General features: G+C 60.9%; 17 protein-coding genes. 12 read left to right on the top strand and 5 right to left on the bottom strand.

What is annotated here, in order from left to right:
- Positions 1–240 precede the first annotated feature (240 nt).
- From ACQQZ8_RS13870 to ACQQZ8_RS13855, 4 genes are read left to right on the top strand one after another with little or no spacing between them, the layout of a single operon-like run.
- Positions 241–1158: an ABC transporter ATP-binding protein gene (locus ACQQZ8_RS13870; protein ID WP_431710390.1), complete on the top strand. Its 918-nt coding sequence runs from the start codon at positions 241–243 to the stop codon at positions 1156–1158.
- A complete protein-coding gene (locus tag ACQQZ8_RS13865) occupies positions 1155–1910 on the top strand; it encodes an ABC transporter permease (protein WP_431710389.1) in 756 nt (251 codons plus the stop codon). The genes ACQQZ8_RS13870 and ACQQZ8_RS13865 overlap by 4 nt, the downstream gene beginning before the upstream one ends.
- Positions 1907–3019, top strand: coding sequence for a sensor histidine kinase (locus tag ACQQZ8_RS13860; protein ID WP_431710388.1), 1113 nt, complete (start codon positions 1907–1909; stop codon positions 3017–3019). Before ACQQZ8_RS13865 ends, ACQQZ8_RS13860 begins: the two co-directional genes overlap by 4 nt.
- A complete protein-coding gene (locus ACQQZ8_RS13855) occupies positions 3016–3621 on the top strand; it encodes a response regulator (protein WP_431710387.1) in 606 nt (201 codons plus the stop codon). The genes ACQQZ8_RS13860 and ACQQZ8_RS13855 overlap by 4 nt, the downstream gene beginning before the upstream one ends.
- On the opposite strand, the gene ACQQZ8_RS13850 is transcribed toward ACQQZ8_RS13855, so the two are convergent.
- From ACQQZ8_RS13850 to purB, 4 genes are all read right to left on the bottom strand, one after another.
- Entirely contained in the window at positions 3618–4286 is a 669-nt protein-coding gene (locus tag ACQQZ8_RS13850; protein WP_431710386.1) for a GNAT family N-acetyltransferase, read from the bottom strand. The genes ACQQZ8_RS13855 and ACQQZ8_RS13850 overlap by 4 nt on opposite strands.
- 26 nt (positions 4287–4312) lie before the next feature.
- Positions 4313–4813 (bottom strand): DUF456 domain-containing protein, encoded by a 501-nt coding sequence (locus ACQQZ8_RS13845; protein WP_431710385.1) that lies wholly within the window; start codon positions 4811–4813, stop codon positions 4313–4315.
- 139 nt (positions 4814–4952) lie between these two features.
- The gene (locus ACQQZ8_RS13840) at positions 4953–5126 is read right to left on the bottom strand and encodes a hypothetical protein (RefSeq protein WP_431710384.1); all 174 of its coding nucleotides are present in this window, start codon (positions 5124–5126) and stop codon (positions 4953–4955) included.
- Between the two features lie 42 nt (positions 5127–5168).
- Complete coding sequence (gene purB, locus ACQQZ8_RS13835; protein ID WP_431710383.1) at positions 5169–6578, bottom strand: adenylosuccinate lyase; 1410 nt, start codon at positions 6576–6578, stop codon at positions 5169–5171.
- A 151-nt stretch (positions 6579–6729) separates the two neighbouring features.
- Here purB and ACQQZ8_RS13830 point away from each other — a divergent pair, with 151 nt between their 5' ends.
- On the top strand, positions 6730–6996 hold the full coding sequence (locus ACQQZ8_RS13830; RefSeq protein WP_431710382.1) for a hypothetical protein: 267 nt from the start codon (positions 6730–6732) through the stop codon (positions 6994–6996).
- Between the two features lie 2 nt (positions 6997–6998).
- Complete coding sequence (locus ACQQZ8_RS13825; RefSeq protein WP_431710381.1) at positions 6999–8351, top strand: hypothetical protein; 1353 nt, start codon at positions 6999–7001, stop codon at positions 8349–8351.
- Positions 8352–8559: 208 nt separating this feature from the next.
- Here the strand turns inward: ACQQZ8_RS13825 and ACQQZ8_RS13820 are convergent, their stop codons facing one another.
- Positions 8560–8946, bottom strand: coding sequence for a phage holin family protein (locus ACQQZ8_RS13820; RefSeq protein WP_431710380.1), 387 nt, complete (start codon positions 8944–8946; stop codon positions 8560–8562).
- Positions 8947–9028: 82 nt separating this feature from the next.
- On the opposite strand from ACQQZ8_RS13820, the gene ACQQZ8_RS13815 reads away from it, so the two are divergent.
- The 6 genes from ACQQZ8_RS13815 to ACQQZ8_RS13790 all read left to right on the top strand — a co-directional run bounded on the left by ACQQZ8_RS13815 (position 9029) and on the right by ACQQZ8_RS13790 (position 17667).
- A complete protein-coding gene (locus ACQQZ8_RS13815; RefSeq protein WP_431710379.1) occupies positions 9029–10141 on the top strand; it encodes a histidinol-phosphate transaminase in 1113 nt (370 codons plus the stop codon).
- A gap of 119 nt (positions 10142–10260) precedes the next feature.
- Positions 10261–11406 (top strand): pyruvate dehydrogenase (acetyl-transferring) E1 component subunit alpha, encoded by a 1146-nt coding sequence (gene pdhA, locus ACQQZ8_RS13810; RefSeq protein WP_431710378.1) that lies wholly within the window; start codon positions 10261–10263, stop codon positions 11404–11406.
- Positions 11381–12385 (top strand): alpha-ketoacid dehydrogenase subunit beta, encoded by a 1005-nt coding sequence (locus ACQQZ8_RS13805; protein ID WP_431710377.1) that lies wholly within the window; start codon positions 11381–11383, stop codon positions 12383–12385. Before pdhA ends, ACQQZ8_RS13805 begins: the two co-directional genes overlap by 26 nt.
- 14 nt (positions 12386–12399) lie before the next feature.
- Positions 12400–13821, top strand: coding sequence for a dihydrolipoamide acetyltransferase family protein (locus ACQQZ8_RS13800; RefSeq protein ID WP_431710376.1), 1422 nt, complete (start codon positions 12400–12402; stop codon positions 13819–13821).
- Positions 13822–13927: 106 nt separating this feature from the next.
- On the top strand, positions 13928–15259 hold the full coding sequence (locus ACQQZ8_RS13795; RefSeq protein ID WP_431710375.1) for a hypothetical protein: 1332 nt from the start codon (positions 13928–13930) through the stop codon (positions 15257–15259).
- A gap of 2 nt (positions 15260–15261) precedes the next feature.
- Positions 15262–17667: a DUF5129 domain-containing protein gene (locus ACQQZ8_RS13790; RefSeq protein ID WP_431710374.1), complete on the top strand. Its 2406-nt coding sequence runs from the start codon at positions 15262–15264 to the stop codon at positions 17665–17667.

Raw genomic sequence — 17667 nt, 5'->3', positions numbered from 1 at the left:
ATTACGGGATTAATCTGAGAGTTTCCCTCCGATACGACGAATCTCACCCGACGAACTTCACACCCGGCACCGCTCATTTGTGCCTCGACGCGGCCTTTTGTCGTGAGATCGTTTCAGGTAACTACCTCGCAGCGACTGGTTGTTTGCAATGTCACAGGCTTGGCTCGTGACAATCGTCATGGGAAATTTCGTGACTTTCGGCTCTTCGCAACACCCGAACTCTCTAGCACACTTGAAAATATGAAGACACTAACGACTGCCGATGCGCTGAAGCTACACGCTGTGAGCAAGACCTTCGCCTCGGGGGAGAAGCAGGTTCAAGCCGTTAAGGGGATCGATTTCACGGTTCCCAGCGGCCAGATCCTAGCTTTGCTCGGACCTAACGGTGCCGGGAAAACTACCACCGTGGATATGATTCTGGGCTTGAGCACACCCACCTCCGGCAGTGTTGAGGTGCTCGGGTTGGCCCCACGCCAAGCGGTGCGCAGCGGCCGGGTGTCCGCGGTGCTGCAAACCGGTGGGCTGCTGCGCGACATGACCGTGCAGGAAACCATCACAGCCATCGCTTCGATGCACAAGACTCCCGAACGGATTGCTCCGGTCATGGAACGCACCGGGCTCACGGGCATCGCCAAGCGGAAGGTTGGCAAGTGTTCCGGTGGTGAACAACAACGCATCAAATTCGCCCTCGCGCTGCTTCCAGATCCCGCCGTGCTGATTCTTGACGAACCCACCGCCGGGATGGATGTGCGAACCCGTCGTGATTTCTGGGAAACCATGCGTGCCGAGGCCACCGAGGGTCGCACCATCATCTTCGCCACCCACTATTTGGAAGAGGCGCAGAACTTCGCCGAACGCACCGTCCTGCTCAGCCACGGACAGGTGGTGGCCGACGGCGCCACCGGCCAGCTGCGGCAGATGATCTCCGGGCGCAAACTCACCGCCACAATGCCGGATACCGACTCCATCGACCGAGTATTGGCAACCAACGATCAGATCAGCATCGAGGAGCAGCAGGACCTGCGAGTGAGCTTCCGCTGCCAAGACTCCGATACGCTGGCCCGTCTCTTACTGACTGAGCTGGGTGCCTATGACCTCGAAATTTTTTCCCCAAGCCTCGAAGAGGCCTTCATTCAGCTGACCGAGGACGCATCATGAACCCCACCTACGTGCGCATAGAGTTCTCCCGCCACCTGCGCGATGGATACAACCTGATCTTCGCGCTACTGATGCCGATGGCCATGTACCTGCTCTTTGGCAACATCCCCTCCTACACTGACCAGGAACTGGGCTTCGGCAACGTGAAGTTCTACATTATGGTCTCGATGGCCGCCTATGGTGCGGCGGTTTCCACCGTGTCCATTGCTGGCACCGTAGCCACCGAAACCATGCAGGGGTGGGGTCGGCAGCTGGCACTGACCCCGATGTCTCCGACCACGTTGGTCTCCTCCAAGATGGTGGTAGCCACTACCGTGGCGACCATCTCCAGTGCACTAGTGTTTGCGCTCGGGGCCGCCACCGGGGCCTATGTAACACAGAATTGGATCTGGGCCGCCGCCTTTGCGATCACCGTTGTCGGTTCGCTGATCTTCGCCTGCTACGGTATCGGGGTGGGCATGCTGTTCAAATCCGAGTCGGCGCTGGGTCTGGCCGCCGGGCTGATGGTGTTCTTCGCCTTCTTCGGCAACGTGTTCATGCCACTGGAAGGGCTGATGTTGGACATCGCCCGTTTTACTCCGATGTTCGGGTACGTCGCCTTGATTCGCTACATGCAACTGCGTGATGTGCCGGCCGAAACCGGGTTCGGCGTGGACCCCTTGTGGATGCCGGTGACTAATCTGCTGGCCTGGGCGCTCATCTTCGCGATCTTCGCCGTGCTGGCCACCCGAAAGGTTCGGGCACGCCAGTGACCAAAGATCCGGTACAGGGAGTTGATGAGTTCTGGAATAAGTTCGGGTGGTGGGTTTCCGGGGTTTGGCTTTTCTTCCTGATCTTCCCCATTCTGGACCTCGTGCAGAACCCGCACCCGCCGGCGGTGCGGGTGATCGGCCTGCTGCTCTTGGCGGTCTACGCCGGAGTGTACCTGCGCGGCTACATTCGCTATTCCGTGTTTGTCGGATACGGTGGAACGCACACCACCGAAGCCAGGGTCTACTTCGGGATAATGTGCTTGATCGTGCTGCTGAGCATCCCGGTACTGGAATCCGGAACATTAGGGCTACTGCCTTTCCTCTCTTCCTATGCGGCCTTCCTACTGGGACGAAAAGTCGCTTATGTAACCTACGCGGTGGTCACGGCCTTGGCGATCGGCTTACCGCTGCTCTTCGGAACCCTGCTGGAGATGATCTTTCTGGTGGGCTTGAACTTGGTACTCATGGCCGTGTACTCGGTGACCGTCACCGCCATCGAACGTTCAGTGGCCGCGGATCAACTGAAAACCGACTACTTGGTGGTCAGTGAACAGGAACGGATGGCGCGCGATGTGCACGACGGGGTGGGACACTCGCTGACCGCGCTGCATCTGAAAGCTCAGCTGGCGCTGCGACTGCTTGATGAGAGGCAACTGGATCAGGCGCGCGCCGAGGTGGAACAACTTTCCGAGTTAGCGATAACGGCACTGGACTCGGTACGTACTACGGTGCACGGGATGTCCCGTGGCAACCTAGATACCGAACTGCGCGAACTGGAACGCTCCTGTGAAGATAACGGGATAGGTTTCAATATCACCGGCCTCACGGAGCAAGTGCCCACCGAACTACATTCCCATGTGGCCTGGTTGCTGCGTGAGGCGTTGACCAACGTGCTCCGCCACGCGCATGCCTCCGAGGTTTGGGTCAACCTCGCTACGGATCAAGTCAGCATCGACGACGACGGGGATGGGATCAGCGCGCCGGAAGGACACGGGATCCGTGGCATGCGCCAGCGGGCCCGACTCTTCGGTGCCAGTTGTATAGTGGGGCAGTCCGCACTGGGCGGAACACGAGTGCTAATCGACTTCAACGGAACGGGGGCCCAATGATCCGGGTGCTCATTGCCGACGACCAACACCTAGTACGCGGCGCCCTAGCCGCTCTGCTGAACCTCGAACCGGATATCGCGGTGGTCGCTCAATGCTCCGACGGGGACCAGGTGACAGCCGCGGTCACCGAACACAAGGTGGATGTGGTGCTCCTGGATATTCAGATGCCCCAACAGGATGGGCTCACCACCGCTGCACAATTGCGCGATGCACACCCGGCGGTGAAAGTACTGATCGTGACCACCTTCGACCGCCCAGGCTACTTCCGCCAAGCTTTCGAAGCGGGAGCCCACGGCTTCATGGTAAAGGACGCCTCCCCAGCCGAACTAGCCGCCGCGGTGCGCAAAGTGCACGCCGGGGATAAAGTCATTGACCCGCAGATGGCGTTGGCCAGTGTTGGGTCCCCGGCTAATCCGCTCACCGAACGGGAACGTGAGGTGCTTTTATTAGCGGCCGATGGAAACCCGGTCTCCGCGATCGCGCGACAAGTTCACCTCTCCGCGGGTACCGTGCGCAACCACCTGTCTAGCGCCATCGGGAAAACTCATACTGCCAACCGGATCGAAGCGGCTCGGGTGGCCCAGGAGCGCGGCTGGATCTAGCCAGCCAGTTGTTTGCGTACCGCCTCGGTACCCTCCAAAGTGACTGGAGCACCGAGCAGCTGGCCCAACGCCTCTCGTTGAGTGGCAAAACGCTGGGCCGTCATCACGTAGCGGTTCAATTCGGTTGGCGTCTGATCGCGCACCACCTCGTAGGATCCGTCGGGTTCGTACCCAGTTTTCAGCGATACGCGGTTCGAAGCCGGATTATCGGCATAGGCGGTGGACGTCACCACCCGGGTGCCTAAGCCGTCGAAGAGCAGATGCAACATCAGCGCCCGCATTTTGGTGCCCAGTCCGCGGCCCTGAAATTCCTGCCCCATCCAAGACCCAGTCTCCACGGTGCGCAACACCGAAAAGTCTTTCCCGCCGGCTGCCTGCACGCCGATGGGCTCACCATCGACCAATACCGCCATTTCCAACGCCACCTCGTTAGGGCCCATAGTGGAGCGAGCCGACCACTGATAGCTGAGTAGACCGCGGGCCACTTGTTCGTTGCTACCGCGGGTCCACGGGAAGGTGAACGGCATGAGATCCGGGTGGTGGATACCCCGGCCGGCCACATCGGCGAGCAACACCATCAGCTCATCGGTGATCCAACGCAGTTCTAAGTTCCCGCTAGAGGCTCGCAAACCGGCAGCCGGCCAGAGTTGTATCAGTCGTGACATGCGAGGATTATCTCACGTGACTAGTTCTAGCGGGTGACGAAATGGGTGATCATCCCGATCACCCAGATCGACGTTGCCAGGAGGACACAGCCGAACTCGACAATTATCCCCAAGCCCATAGCCTTCAACGCGGCCCAAGAGGAGGCCAGCGCCCCGCCCAGCTCGCGACGGCGGGCGGCTTCACCGGCAAAAAGACCCACGGCGAAACCAATAAAGAGCCCCAGCACCGGAATCACAAAGGCGCCGATGACCGCGCCAAGAATTGCCCACAGGATGGACCCGGTGGGAACTTGATGCTCCTTGAGCTTCCGGCCGGTGAGCACCGCGGAAGCCGACCACCCCAGAGCAGCGATCAGCATGCCCAACCCGGCAGCCCACCAAGCGGGGCCGCTGCCGAGTAACCAACCCCACCCGAGCAGAGTCAGGATGGTGAGCAGGGATCCGGGTAGCACCGGGAAGATCGTTCCCAAGGCGGAGACGAAGAGCAAGAGCCCGGCGATAATGGTGTAAATGATCTGTAGGTCCACCGTCCAAGTGTTGCACGGCGATCCTTGGCGCGGGCGGTGCCGTGCCTGAACCGCCTCAACACAGCCGCCCCAGATCAGAGTTCAAGAGGATCGTAAGGGAACGACAGAGGGATAGCGGACATTACAGGGTATGAACCACTTACCGCCGGTCAGTGACCGGGAACTGCTGCATCGTGCCGGTGCTGGGGACGGGGCAAGCTTCGCCGATCTCTTTGACCGGCACCGCTTGGTGGGCTGCCGGGGCGTAGCGTACGTTGAGGGTGTGGATGGCCGCGATGGCTAGGGCCCAAATAATTCGTTCGGAAGTGCGCACAGCCCGTTCCCCGGATCAAGGGGAACGGGCTGTGCGCGAAGGCTACTTCTTCAAATGGTCAACCAACTGCGAAGCAATACCGTTGTAGCTGCCCGGGGTCAGCGACTGCAGGCGCGCCTCGGCCTCAGCGGACAAGCCCAGCTCGCCGACGAATTCCTTCAGCCGAGCAGCATCCACGCGCTGTCCGCGGGTCAGATCCTTCAGCCGCTCGTACGGGTTGTCCATACCTTCCACCCCGGCGATGGCCTCGGCGCGCATCACCATCTGGATGGCCTCGGCCAGCACCTCCCAGTTGTGGTCCAGATCCTCGGCCAGCACGGCCTCGGCAACATCCAGACGATCCAGGCCCTTGGCAACGTTGGAAATCGCCAGCACCGAATGGCCGATGGCGGTACCGATATTGCGTTGCGAGGAGGAGTCGGTCAAGTCGCGCTGCCAGCGGCTGGTGACCAGGGTGGAGCCCAGAGTATTGAGCAGACCATTGGAGATCTCCAAGTTCGCCTCAGCGTTCTCGAAGCGGATCGGATTGACCTTATGCGGCATGGTCGAGGAACCGGTGGCCCCAGCCACCGGGATCTGCGCGAAATAGCCGATGGAGATGTAGCTCCAGATATCCGTGCACAGGTTATGCAGGATCGAGTTGAAACGGGCGATGTCCGCGTACACCTCGGCCTGCCAGTCGTGGGATTCGATCTGGGTGGTCAGCGGGTTCCAGGTCAGACCCAGATGCTGGACGAAACCCTTGGCGATCTGCTGCCAGTCGGCGTTGGGTACCGAGGCGTAATGCGCGGCGTAGGTACCGGTGGCGCCGTTGATCTTGCCCAAGTATTCGGTCTTCTCAATGCGGTCCAGCTGGCGGGTCAGTCGCCAAGCCAGCACGGCCAGTTCCTTACCCAGAGTGGTTGGGGTGGCCGGCTGACCGTGGGTGCGCGAGAGCATCGGCACCTCGCGAGAATCCTCGGCCATCTTGGTCAGCTGTGCCACCAGATCGCGGGCCGCCGGCAGCCAGACCTGAGTCACGCCCCCCTGCACACCCAGCGCGTAGGAGAGGTTATTGATGTCTTCACTGGTGCAGCCAAAGTGCACCAGTGGCTTGAGCTGGCCGATGCCCAAGCCTTCCAAACGATTGGCGATGTAGTACTCCACGGCCTTCACATCGTGCACGGTGACCGCTTCAATCTCGGCCAGTTCTTTGACCGAATCGGCATCGAAGTCGGTGACGATCTTACGCAGACCTGCCACCTGTTCGGCGCTCAACGGGGCAGTGCCCGGCAGCACCGAGTGTTCGGTGAGATGAATCAACCACTCGATTTCGACGTGGACACGGTCACGGTTCAAAGCCGCCTCGGATAGGTAGTCCACCAGCGGGGCCACAGCGGAACGGTAACGACCATCGAGTGCACCAAGTGCCAATGGTTCATTTGCAAGGGAAGTACGCACATTCTCAGACATGCCCATATTCTTTCATCACTTGGCGGCGGACACATCTTTACGACAAGTCCACATCCGGGCGATCAACCGGTTCACTGTGGCCGAAAGCTGCCCATGCTGGTGGTCAACCGGGGCTTCACCGGGAAGGGCACGAACTATGAAGGGCGAGGGCATGTTCAACGCAACCTTGGATACGGTGGCAATTCGGCTGGGACAAACCCAGGACGCGGTCTCCACCGCGCTTTCCGAACTGACCGAAATCAGCGGTTTGACTTGGCAAACCGTAGCGGGCAGAGAGTTTACCGAGCGTACGACGGAGCTAGCCGAGATGCTTCAACGATTGCGCGAACAAATCGGTACGACGCACACCCAGCTGCTGGCCGCCACTCGTGCGCTGGACGAACTCGAGGAAGAAATTATTGCCCAGCTAGCGGGGTAGCGATGGGGTATGAAATCAATTACAACGCCGAGGATTACGCGCATGCCGCACAGGTGTGCCGGTCGGTCTGCGGGCATGCAGAACAAGTCCAGCAGGCGGCCGCGCAATCTCTGCTGCACGCGGTAGCTTGCCGGGTCGAAGCGTCCTGGCGGGCACAGCTGGCCGGGGTGATTCCGAGGTTAGGCGCGCTGTGGGAGTTGAGTGAACAGTTAGAAGAGTTGGCGGCCCGGGCCAGCGCGATCGAGTCACTGGCTACCTCCTTAGCGGCCAAGGTGGTCCTTGCCATGGAACGAGCTAGCGCTGCCGAACAGAAGATCCGGGCCATGTTTGTCCTGCTGGGTGCACCTCAGACGCTGCTCGATGGCTTTACCGGGGCGCGGGAGAATGACTGGCGGCCACCGCGCGAGGAAACGCAGCGTTTAATCGAACTTTTTGCAGTGCTAGCGAATGTGGAGATTCTGCCTTGGCAAGCCCACGAACTTGACGGGGCACGGGTTCCGGAGGTGATGCACAAACTCAGCGAACTTTTGGATTCACAGAACCTCGTACCTCGCCAACCGATCGGCATCGAAGCAGTTGAACAGCTTGATGCGATCCCGCTGGAGGGAAACCTAGAGAGCTACATCCGGCTGCAGGAACTAACCCGTCAAGAAGATTCCCGGATACTGATTGGCCGCACTTTCAGCGAAGGCCGGGAGGTATTTTTGGTGATTGTTCCCGGTACCCAACCCCAGCGGAAGGATGATAACCCCTTTGATCCGCGAGGCATTTTGGATTCGCTGGGGCATAACTCGGAAAACTACGCCGAAGCTTTCGCCAAGGCCCTTGAGTTTTCCGGCGCCCGCGAAGGCAGTGAGGTCATTCTCAGCGGGCACTCCCAAGGTGGGATTCACATTGCGAATCTGGCCAAACATCCACTGTTGCGACGGAAATTCAAAATCAAGACGGTCCTCACCCTCGGGTCCCCGGTTGCACCCATTGAATTGCCCGATGATGTGCAGTCACTGCATCTGGAAGACAGTACAGACCCGGTACCGGGGATGGACGGGCGGCCGAATCGACGCAAACCCCGGCAACTCACCATCACTTTTCCCAAGCCGACTAATCCGGAAGCATTGGATTCGGAAGGCTTCGGCAAAGGCCACCAGTTACAGAATTATCGCGACCATCTCATGCGGCTGGAAGCGTCGCCGGGTCCAGAACTCCTCCCAATTATCAACGGCTTACGTTTCGATTCGGGGCCGCTTAAGCTCAGAAGCTTCCGGCTGCGGCGTCAAGAGAAGAAACCGGCACCCACCCCGACCCGTCGGGATAAGAATTACCGCAAACTCAGCGAAATCAACCCGCCGCATTAGCCCCGAATCTCTGGCTACTAAAAGACGGATTCGACATCCGACGTCGACTCACGCGTTATTTCCAAAAGTCTTCGGTGGTTCTAGCGCGTGCCGGTGACCGATGTTCGAATCAAGGACTCCGCAGGCTTTCCATGCAGAAAGATTAGCGTACACAACGGCATGTTGAGTCTCACTTAAAATGGGAAAACTGGTCCCGGAAGCAGAGGCTCTAACGCCGTTCCTTGCCGACGAATAGTCCCAGCACCGCCGAAACAATGGAAATAATCAGCGTGCCGACGATGGCATCCCACCAGAAAGTTTCAATGGTCAGACGCACCGGAGTGAACTGTGAAACCCAAGAGGTGAGCATCAGCATCAGCGCATTGATGATCACGGTAAATAACCCCAGCGTCAAACAGGTGATCGGCAGGGAGAACAGCGAGACGATCGGGCGCACCAGCGCGTTAATCAGACCGAAAATTAGTCCGACAATCAGGTAAGAGAACACCCTGCCCGTCAGATCATCGCCGAGGCCGCTGATTTCAATACCGCCCACGATCCACACCGCCGCGGCTAGGGCTAGCGCATTGACCAGCACACGAATCAAGAAGTTCATGAAATCTACCTTGTCATAAGATTCCGCGTGGAGCCTGTAAATTTTCTCCCCGTGCCCGCAGAGTCACCGATAAGCTGGCCTCATGACTGATAACTTGAACCATGATCCCGTTCAGCCACGGCCCGTGGTGGCTCGCTTGCCCAAATACGCCGCCGGTAAACCCCCGGTGGACGTGCCGGGTCTAACCCCGTATAAATTGGCCTCGAACGAGAACCCCTTTGAGCCTTTGGACGAAGTGCGCGCCGCGATTGCCGCGACGTTGGGAATCAACCGTTATCCGGACACCATCTCCACCGAATTGTGCGCCCAATTGGCTCTCGTCTTAGGGGTTCCGGCCGAGGACATCGTCACTGGTGCCGGTTCGCTTGGCGCGCTGACCCAGATTCTGTCCACTTTTGCCGGGCAGAACGAGGACGGGGTGCAAGACGAGGTCATCTTCGCTTGGCGATCCTTTGAAGCTTACCCAATCGTGGTGCAGTCCGCCGGGGCGCTACCGGTGCAAATTCCCTTGCTGTCCGACGGTCGCCACGACCTGGACGCGATGGCCGAGGCTATCAACGAAAACACCTCAGTGATCTTGTTGTGCACCCCAAATAACCCGACCGGGCCAATCCTGACCCAGCGTGAGGTCGACGACTTCATCGCCCGCGTGCCAAAGAATGTGCTGATCGTCCTTGATGAGGCTTACACCGAGTTTGTGCGCGATGCCGAGGCCGTGGACGGGATTAAGACCTATCAGCAGCATCGCAATGTTGTGGTGCTACGCACCTTCTCCAAGGCCCACGGGCTGGCGAACCTCCGCATCGGGTATTCGGTTTCGCACCCAGAAATCACCAGCTACCTGCGGCTGATTGCCACTCCATTTGCCGTGTCCAGCGTGGCTCAGCAGGCGGCCATGGCCTCGCTAGCGAATCTGGACAAGGTTATGGCTCGGGTGGACTCGCTCGTGGAGGAACGCGAACGCGTGGTGGCGGCGCTAACGGAACTGGGCTGGAAGATTCCCACCACCCAGGCGAACTTCGTATGGCTGCCGTTGGGGGAGCAAAGCATGGACTTTGTTCAGTTGGCCGAAGCCCGTGCTTTGTCCGTGCGCGGATTCGCGGGCGAGGGAGTTCGAGTGTCCATCGGCGAAGTCGAAGCCAACGACCGTTTCCTTGCGCTGTGCCGAGAGAATGCCGGGTTGTTAAGCTCATAGAACGAGTCAAAATATCGCATTTCTCAGTGGACGGGCGCTAGGCTTGTGACTAGGACATGACGTATATGTCCCATGCGGAATACATTCCGCGTGGGGCATATTTAATTGAAGGGAAGCGTATGCCGCACAGTGCAGCCGAGGCATCCGAGCCGGAGTTCATTCAGTTATTGACTCCGGAAGGTACACGGCACTCTCATGAGTTCTACGATGCCTACCTGCAAGATGTGGACGATCAGATGCTGCGCGATTTTTATCGCGACATGGCGCTGACTCGCCGCTTTGATGCCGAAGCCACCGCGCTGCAACGTCAGGGCCAGCTCTGCCTCTGGGTGCCACTGCGCGGTCAAGAAGCCGCGCAGATCGCCTCGGGCCGTGCCACACGGCGCAGCGACTACATCTTTCCCACCTACCGTGAACACGGAGTTGCGCTGACCCGTGATGTGTCCTTCTCCGAGATGTTGCGCCTCTTTCGAGGAATTTCCGGGGGCGGCTGGGATCCACGGGAAAACAACTTCCACATGTACACCATGGTGCTCGCCGCCCAGCTACCGCACGCGGCGGGCTACGGGATGGCATTGAACTTGGAACAGCACGGTTGGGATGAGGCCAAGCGTGCTGCCGACGGGGAAGCCGTGCTGGCCTATTTCGGTGATGGTTCCTCCACCGAGGGGGAAACTCACGAATCGATGGTTTTTGCCGCCAGTTTCAACGCCCCGGTGGTGTTCTTCTGTCAGAACAACCAGTGGGCGATCTCGGTGCCTTTCGAAGTGCAGTCCAAGGTGCCGCTGGTCAAGCGCGCCGCCGGATACGGAATGCCGGGAATACAGGTGGACGGCAACGACGTGCTGGCCGTGCTGGCCGCCACCCGTTGGGCCTTGGAACACGCCCGAAGCGGCAAGGGGCCGGTGCTGATCGAAGCGATCACCTACCGGCTCGGGGCGCACACCACCGCCGATGACCCCACCAAATACCGCAAGAGCGCCGAGGAAGAAGCCTGGGATCCCAAGGATCCGCTGATCCGGCTGGAAACCTACCTGCGCGAGCAGAACCTGGTGGATGATGCCTTCTTCGCGCAACTCGCCGTCGACGGAGATGAGATGGCCGCTCGGGTCCGCAAGGACGCGATGGCTTTCCCAGTTCCACCACTGGCCGAGGCCTTTGAGCACGTCTACGCCGAGGCCCACCCGCTGATCAAGGAAGAGCTGGCGTGGCATCTGGAGTACGAAGCAGGATTCGCCGATGAGGCCGGAAACGAGAGCAAATAACGTGACCACCACTATGACCTTGGCCAAGGCCATCACCGCCGGGCTGGATAAAGTTCTACAGGCCAACGAGCGCGCGATCCTCATCGGCGAAGATATTGGCAAGCTCGGTGGCGTCTACCGCATCACCGAAGGCCTGCAGGAAAAGCATGGCGCCCACCGGGTGATTGATTCGCCACTGGGGGAGGCTGGCATCGTCGGAACGTGCGTGGGCATGGCTCTGCGCGGTCATCGCCCGATGGCCGAGATCCAGTTCGACGGTTTCGTCTTCCCGGCCTTCAGCCAGATCACCACCCAGCTGGCCAAAATGCGCACCCGTTCCGAGGGTCGCATCGACATGCCGGTGGTCATCCGCATTCCATACGGTGGTGGCATTGGATCGATTGAGCATCACTCCGAATCCCCGGAAGCCCTGTTCGTACACACCGCCGGGTTGCGGGTGATCACCCCCTCCAATGCGAACGACGCCTACTGGATGATTCAGCAGGCTGCTCAATCTCAGGACCCGGTCATCTACTTCGAACCCAAGCGCCGCTACTGGCTCAAGGGTGAGGTGGACACCGAAAACCCGGCGCTGGACGCGTTCAAGGCCCAGGTCATCCGGCCCGGGGAAGACGCCACCATCGTGGCTTACGGCCCGCTGGTCCCGGTCGCTTTGGCTGCGGCCGAAGCGGCACTGGAAGATGGGCGTTCGGTCGAGGTCATTGACCTGCGTTCACTTTCACCGATCGACTTTGACACCATCACCGAGTCGGTGCAGAAGACCGGACGGCTGATTGTCACCCACGAGGCTCCGACCTTCGGCGGCATCGGTGGCGAAATTGCGGCACGGATTAGTGAACGTGCCTTCATGTCGCTCGAAGCCCCGGTGATCCGCGTGGGCGGTTTCCACATGCCGTACCCGATCTCCAAGGTCGAGTCCCAGTACCTGCCCGATATTGACAAGCTGCTTGAAGCGCTCGACCGCTCCTTCGCCTACTAGATCTGAGGAATTCGATGACTACCTTCAACCTGCCTGATGTTGGCGAAGGGCTGACCGAGGCGGATATTGCCTCCTGGAAGGTCGCCGTGGGTGACACCGTGGAAGTCAACCAGATCTTCGTGGAGATCGAAACCGCGAAGTCACTGGTGGAGTTGCCCTGCCCCTTTGCTGGGGTAGTGACCGAACTGCACGCCGAAGAAGGTCAGACCGTGCTGGTGGACTCTGCGCTGATCACCATCGACGAGGACGGTAATAAGCCAGCTCCCACCGGCACCCCGGATGCGACCGAAGCCCTTGCAACTGCCACCCCGGTGGCCAGTGAAGAACCCGGCCCGTTGGTGGGTTCCGGACCCACTGCGGACTCCGCCCGGCGCCGCCTACGGGTGAACCGTCCGGTCCCCAGTGCGGCCGGTAAACGCACCGCGGCGGCCCGTGCCAGCGGTGCTCCCAGCGCCTTGGCCGACCAGATCTCCCGTCGTGCGCAGGATATTTCTGCCGCGGTGGCCCGCGAGGTGGATAAGCGTAAGCCGGCGATGGCCAACTTTGTGGATCGGGTGATGGCCAAGCCGCCGGTACGTCGGCTGGCCAAAGACCTGAACATCGACATTAACGATGTGGTGGGCACCGGTACTCAGGGTGAAGTCACCCGCCAAGACGTGAATAGCTACAATGCGCAGCGTGCCGCCGAACGCGACGCGGCGCCACTGTACTGGCAGAAGGGTTCACGCGAAGAAACCCGCATTGAACGCACCGTGGTGCGTGGCGTGCGTAAGGCCACCGCCAAGGCGATGGTGGATTCGGCCTTCACCGCGCCGCACGTCTCGATCTTTGTCGACGTGGATGCCAGCCGCACCATGGAGTACGTGGCCCGCTTGAAGAAGTCCCGGGACTTCGAGGGGATTAAGGTTTCCCCGCTGCTGGTGCTGGCGCGCGCGGTGATTTGGGCTGCCGCGCGTAACCCATCGGTGAACGCCAGCTGGGTGGACACCGCCGAGGGAGCCGAAATTCATCAGAAGCACTTCTTGAACCTAGGGATTGCCGCGGCCACCCCGCGCGGACTGCTGGTACCGAATATTAAGGACGCACAGGATCTGTCGATGCGCGAGCTGGCCATCGAACTCAATGAGCTGGCCAGCACCGCCCGGGCAGGGAAGACCAAGCCCGAGGCGATGCGCGATGGCACCTTGAGCATCACCAACATCGGTGCGCTGGGCATCGACACCGGTACCCCGATTATCAACCCCGGTGAGGTCGCCATCGTTGCGTTCGGAACCATCCGGCAGAAACCGTGGGTGGTGGACGGGGAAGTAGTTCCACGCTGGATCACCACGCTGGGCGGCTCCTTCGACCACCGGGTGGTCGATGGGGATCTATCGGCCCGTTTCATGGCCGATGTGGCAGCAATTATGGAAGAACCCGCGTTGCTCTTGGACTAGGCTTTCCGGCGCAGACTTAGACCGGCGTTCACCTTGGCGGTGAGCGCCGGTTTTGTCTATTCAATGTTGATAAGCTGGGGCGAGAAGATCCCGACCCAAGGAGCGCATGATCAACGCACTTTCGAGCGCTGCCTTGGTGCTGAGCTTCCTCTTCCCGAGTATCCCCATGCTAAGCAGCGAACCGACGCCCGCCTACCCCAGTGCCACCAGCGTGCCCCAAGACTCGGAGGGCACCATTGTGCTGCCCGGACTGAGCGATGAGAGCGAAAACTTCCAGCTCGCCGTCAAAGACTCGGCGACGGAGCTGATCGACACTCCCGCGGTGATGGCGGCCGCCGCAGAGATCCTAGCCGACACTGGGTTAAAGGTGGCGCTGGCGGTGGATCAGGAACCGATCACGGTGGCCTCCGTCGACCAGTTGATTCGCGGGATGCTGCTCTTTGGACCCATCGACGCCCTGAGCGATGACTGGTTGGAGAATGCGAAAACCCGCGGTTATGTGGCGAAGGACTGGGTGGTTATCGGGATCATCCTGCCCGAATCCGGGCAGGGAGACACCCGCGTCGGCATCGATCTGGGACGCAATCTCAGTGTGCCCGATGATCGGCTGGTGACGGTCGGGCTAGATGACTTCGCTGCGGGCAACACCACCGCAGCCGTGATCAGCACCCTAGAATCGGTGGTTGCCGGGGTGGAACGCGAACCGGATTACGCCCGCTACGCACTGTGGGTGCTGGGCGGGTTGGTGGTGCTCCTTGGCGGTAGCGGCACCGTGAAAGCGTTGAGTAAGCGCCGCAGTGAGCGCGAAACTGCCCAACGCGCTCAGGCTGAGAATGCCGCCGCTCAGATCCGCGTACTGGCACAGCGTATCGAAGGGGTGGGATACCAACCGTGGCAGCCTACCGGCAACGGTCCTGCGGCCCAAGCCCTCGGCGCGCTGGCACGCACCGGGCCGCAACTCGTAGCGGCGGCCCGCACCGCTGCGGGTCCGGAAGATAGCAACCCTAGCCCCACCCAAGCACCCAGACTCACCGAGCATGCCGCGACGCTAGGCCAACTGCAGGAGATCCTCGATGAGCTGGACTCTTGGAACCGGCCGGCTAAGCTGGCGCAGAGCTTACGTCGGATGCAGGAAAATCACCGTGAACAGCTGGCCGAGATCCCGCCACTCTTGGCGGCAGACACCCGCGGGCGGATCGACAATGCTCAGGCCATCCGGGTGCTAGTGGTGGAACATACCGATGAGCTGCAAGTGCTCCGCACCGCTACAGTAACCGCGGACAGCGGCGAAGAACTTTTGGAACGGCACTGGAAACTCCGCCACGAATTAGCCAACGAACTGCGGACCGCACCGGCCTTAGCTAAGCTACCCGGTACATCGACAGCAGATATTTTCGGGCGACTAAACGGTTTGCTGGAGGCAACGGCGAAAGCATGAAAATGACCCGGAACTGGCCTTGGCTGCTGGCCCTAATCTGCGCGGTAATCACCATGGTGACCGCGCTGAACGCATTCCAGGCGGTGCGCGCCGAACCGGAACACGAGCTGAGTATCCGCGTCGTGGGGGAACACGACTGGAACATCTCCCAAGAGACCGTCGACGCGCTCCTGAGCGAACCGATTCGCAGCTGGCGGCCTTTGGAGATGACCTTCACCGACCGCTGGCTCACCGGCGATGAACTGTTGCGCGGGCAGGTGCCGGAAAACAGCATCATTGTCTCGGCCCAGTTGCAGCGCTTACGCACCGAGGAGCCGGTCGCCGAACGTTTTACCGGTGCTGGGTTTGACCGCAACCTGAGTAGCGCTGAGAAATACACCGATATTCGCTTCGATATTTCCCAGGGATTCCTGGATAACCTGGGACTCGGGCACGGCCCGGCCGCGGTGGTGGCCGCAGCAGAACAGGCCGCCGCCCTGCTCGGTGGCGGCCCGGTGACTAACCCGGTGTACTGGTTGGCCGGCATCGGACTCGGGGCGATGACGACCGCCGCCTTCCTGGGTGTGGGGATGCGGCGGCGCGGGGTGCGGATAAAGCGAGAGCAACGTTTGAAGGCGGCCGGAAGAAAGCTTGCCCGCGTGGTACTGGATCTTGAAGCGCTGGAAGTGACCTATCGGACGGTGCGTGAAACAGACCGGCCAGCCGGGTTCACCCGCTCCTGGGAAAAATTGGAGCGGCTTTCGCTGGACGCCGCCCGTCGGGAACAACGTCTGCTTCCGGATGAAGCCGAGTACGCCCAAGAGCTCAGCGCCTTCGAACGTGAGGTTCGCGAACTGACCGAGCTGGCCGACGGACTACTGGGGGCTGGGTCGGTGCATGCCCAGCTGGCCGGCACCGGGTCCACCTTCGATCGGCTCAGCCAGCCAATCAACGCGGCCACCTTGGAACTCTTGAATCGTTTGCAGGCCGCCCCGGGGCGGATGGTCAGCCAGCAGCAGCTCGATGCGATTCGAGCGGGTCTGGATCGGCTGATTAGCGTGGCTAATAGCGCCGATGATTCACGCCAAGCCATCGACCAGTGGTCTGCGGCGGAAGCGGAGCTGGCCGAAACGGTCCGTAAATTCAACGCTTGGTTGCGCCGCTACCCACATGACCGCTCACCGATCTCCCCGATCCAGGAAGCTGCTGCGCTGCGCACCTTGCGGCAATCTCTCGGGCTGGCCGAATCTACGGCACTGACCCAGCTGGGTCGCGCCAACGCCCGGGTGCGCAGCATTCTGGGGGACTTGCCAACCGATACGCCACAGACATCTGCTCACGGCCGGCGCGGTTGGCAAAACCGTGCGAAAAAGCGGGGCGATGAGCCTCCGGCTCGGCGCCGTTGGTTGCAGGCCGGGGTAGCCCTCGGGATATTGCTGGTCGCCATGATTGTTTCCGGTGTGCTCGTTGCTCCCTATTCGCAGCGCCCGCAGGCTGAAGAAAACAGCGGTAGCGCCGCGCTGGAGCTGGTCATCGACGGCACCCACGAGAAGGTGGTGGAAGCCGATATCCGCCGCTTCATGGACATGGAGTTCCCGCAGCCGGAGCGGATTACCATCGCGGTGCGCGACGCGGCGGCCTACCTGCAGTACGATTCGGAGGAACCCGACCGGCTGATTCCACGCAACATCCCCGACATCCTCTGGCGGTTGAAAGACGAGTTCGGGGACAAGGTCGATGAACTGACCGGGGAGCTGCGTGAAGGCGAAACGATCATTCCGGCGATGATTTTTGCCGATGGGACCCTAGCGATTCCGGGGATGGCCAGCTGGCAGGTGTCCGGTGGCGATTATGGCTGGGGGATGAACTGGGAGCATGGCAGTATCCGCGGCTCGGACTACGGAGATATCACCCTCGCCAACATGATCGATGACTACGCTGAAGCCCTGGTGCGCAACGATGCGCGCCGCCCGGACTTCTCGGTGTCCGGGCTTTTCTGGACCCTGAGTTTCACCCTCTGGCTGACGGTGCTCAACGCGCTCGTGTTGCTGCGCTTCGCGCTGAGCGCCACCCAACGCCTAGGCCAGTTGGGCCGCGGGGGCCGCCGGCTGCGGACCGTGCAACTTGAACTTCAGAAACTGGCCATCGGTCTGGACGAGTCACGTCTGAATGCGGTGGCGGTGCTGGGGGCCGGGCCGCCGGGCACCGCCGCGGAAGCTGGGCAACGGCTGCACGAGCGGGCGCTGGCGATGGCCTGGCGGGAGTCCGAGGAGCTTTCGGCCATCGAGCTTTCCGCGCGTTTCGGGGCGGATTTTGAACGACGCGTGGCCCACCTCGAAGGGCTGGTGCGCACCTTGCAACGTCACGAGGTGGACGTGCAGGTGCGCGCCGATGAATTCATCGCCGCCACCCGCGGTGCCGGCGGTTAG

This window comes from Glutamicibacter uratoxydans (genome assembly GCF_050753455.1).
GTDB lineage: Bacteria > Actinomycetota > Actinomycetes > Actinomycetales > Micrococcaceae > Glutamicibacter > Glutamicibacter uratoxydans_A.
Note: the sequence above shows the minus strand (reverse complement) of the source record. Positions and strands in the feature narration are given on the sequence as shown.

What these genes read in the sequence shown, in the direction of transcription:
- ACQQZ8_RS13870 (WP_431710390.1), top strand. Translation starts at nt 241, where the DNA reads ATGAAGACACTAACGACTGCCGATGCGCTGAAGCTACACGCTGTGAGC.
- ACQQZ8_RS13865 (WP_431710389.1), top strand. Translation starts at nt 1,155, where the DNA reads ATGAACCCCACCTACGTGCGCATAGAGTTCTCCCGCCACCTGCGCGAT.
- ACQQZ8_RS13855 (WP_431710387.1), top strand. Translation starts at nt 3,016, where the DNA reads ATGATCCGGGTGCTCATTGCCGACGACCAACACCTAGTACGCGGCGCC.
- ACQQZ8_RS13850 (WP_431710386.1), bottom strand. Translation starts at nt 4,286, where the DNA reads ATGTCACGACTGATACAACTCTGGCCGGCTGCCGGTTTGCGAGCCTCT.
- purB (WP_431710383.1), bottom strand. Translation starts at nt 6,578, where the DNA reads ATGTCTGAGAATGTGCGTACTTCCCTTGCAAATGAACCATTGGCACTT.
- ACQQZ8_RS13830 (WP_431710382.1), top strand. Translation starts at nt 6,730, where the DNA reads ATGTTCAACGCAACCTTGGATACGGTGGCAATTCGGCTGGGACAAACC.
- ACQQZ8_RS13825 (WP_431710381.1), top strand. Translation starts at nt 6,999, where the DNA reads ATGGGGTATGAAATCAATTACAACGCCGAGGATTACGCGCATGCCGCA.
- ACQQZ8_RS13820 (WP_431710380.1), bottom strand. Translation starts at nt 8,946, where the DNA reads ATGAACTTCTTGATTCGTGTGCTGGTCAATGCGCTAGCCCTAGCCGCG.
- ACQQZ8_RS13815 (WP_431710379.1), top strand. Translation starts at nt 9,029, where the DNA reads ATGACTGATAACTTGAACCATGATCCCGTTCAGCCACGGCCCGTGGTG.
- pdhA (WP_431710378.1), top strand. Translation starts at nt 10,261, where the DNA reads ATGCCGCACAGTGCAGCCGAGGCATCCGAGCCGGAGTTCATTCAGTTA.
- ACQQZ8_RS13805 (WP_431710377.1), top strand. Translation starts at nt 11,381, where the DNA reads ATGAGGCCGGAAACGAGAGCAAATAACGTGACCACCACTATGACCTTG.
- ACQQZ8_RS13800 (WP_431710376.1), top strand. Translation starts at nt 12,400, where the DNA reads ATGACTACCTTCAACCTGCCTGATGTTGGCGAAGGGCTGACCGAGGCG.
- ACQQZ8_RS13795 (WP_431710375.1), top strand. Translation starts at nt 13,928, where the DNA reads ATGATCAACGCACTTTCGAGCGCTGCCTTGGTGCTGAGCTTCCTCTTC.
- ACQQZ8_RS13790 (WP_431710374.1), top strand. Translation starts at nt 15,262, where the DNA reads ATGACCCGGAACTGGCCTTGGCTGCTGGCCCTAATCTGCGCGGTAATC.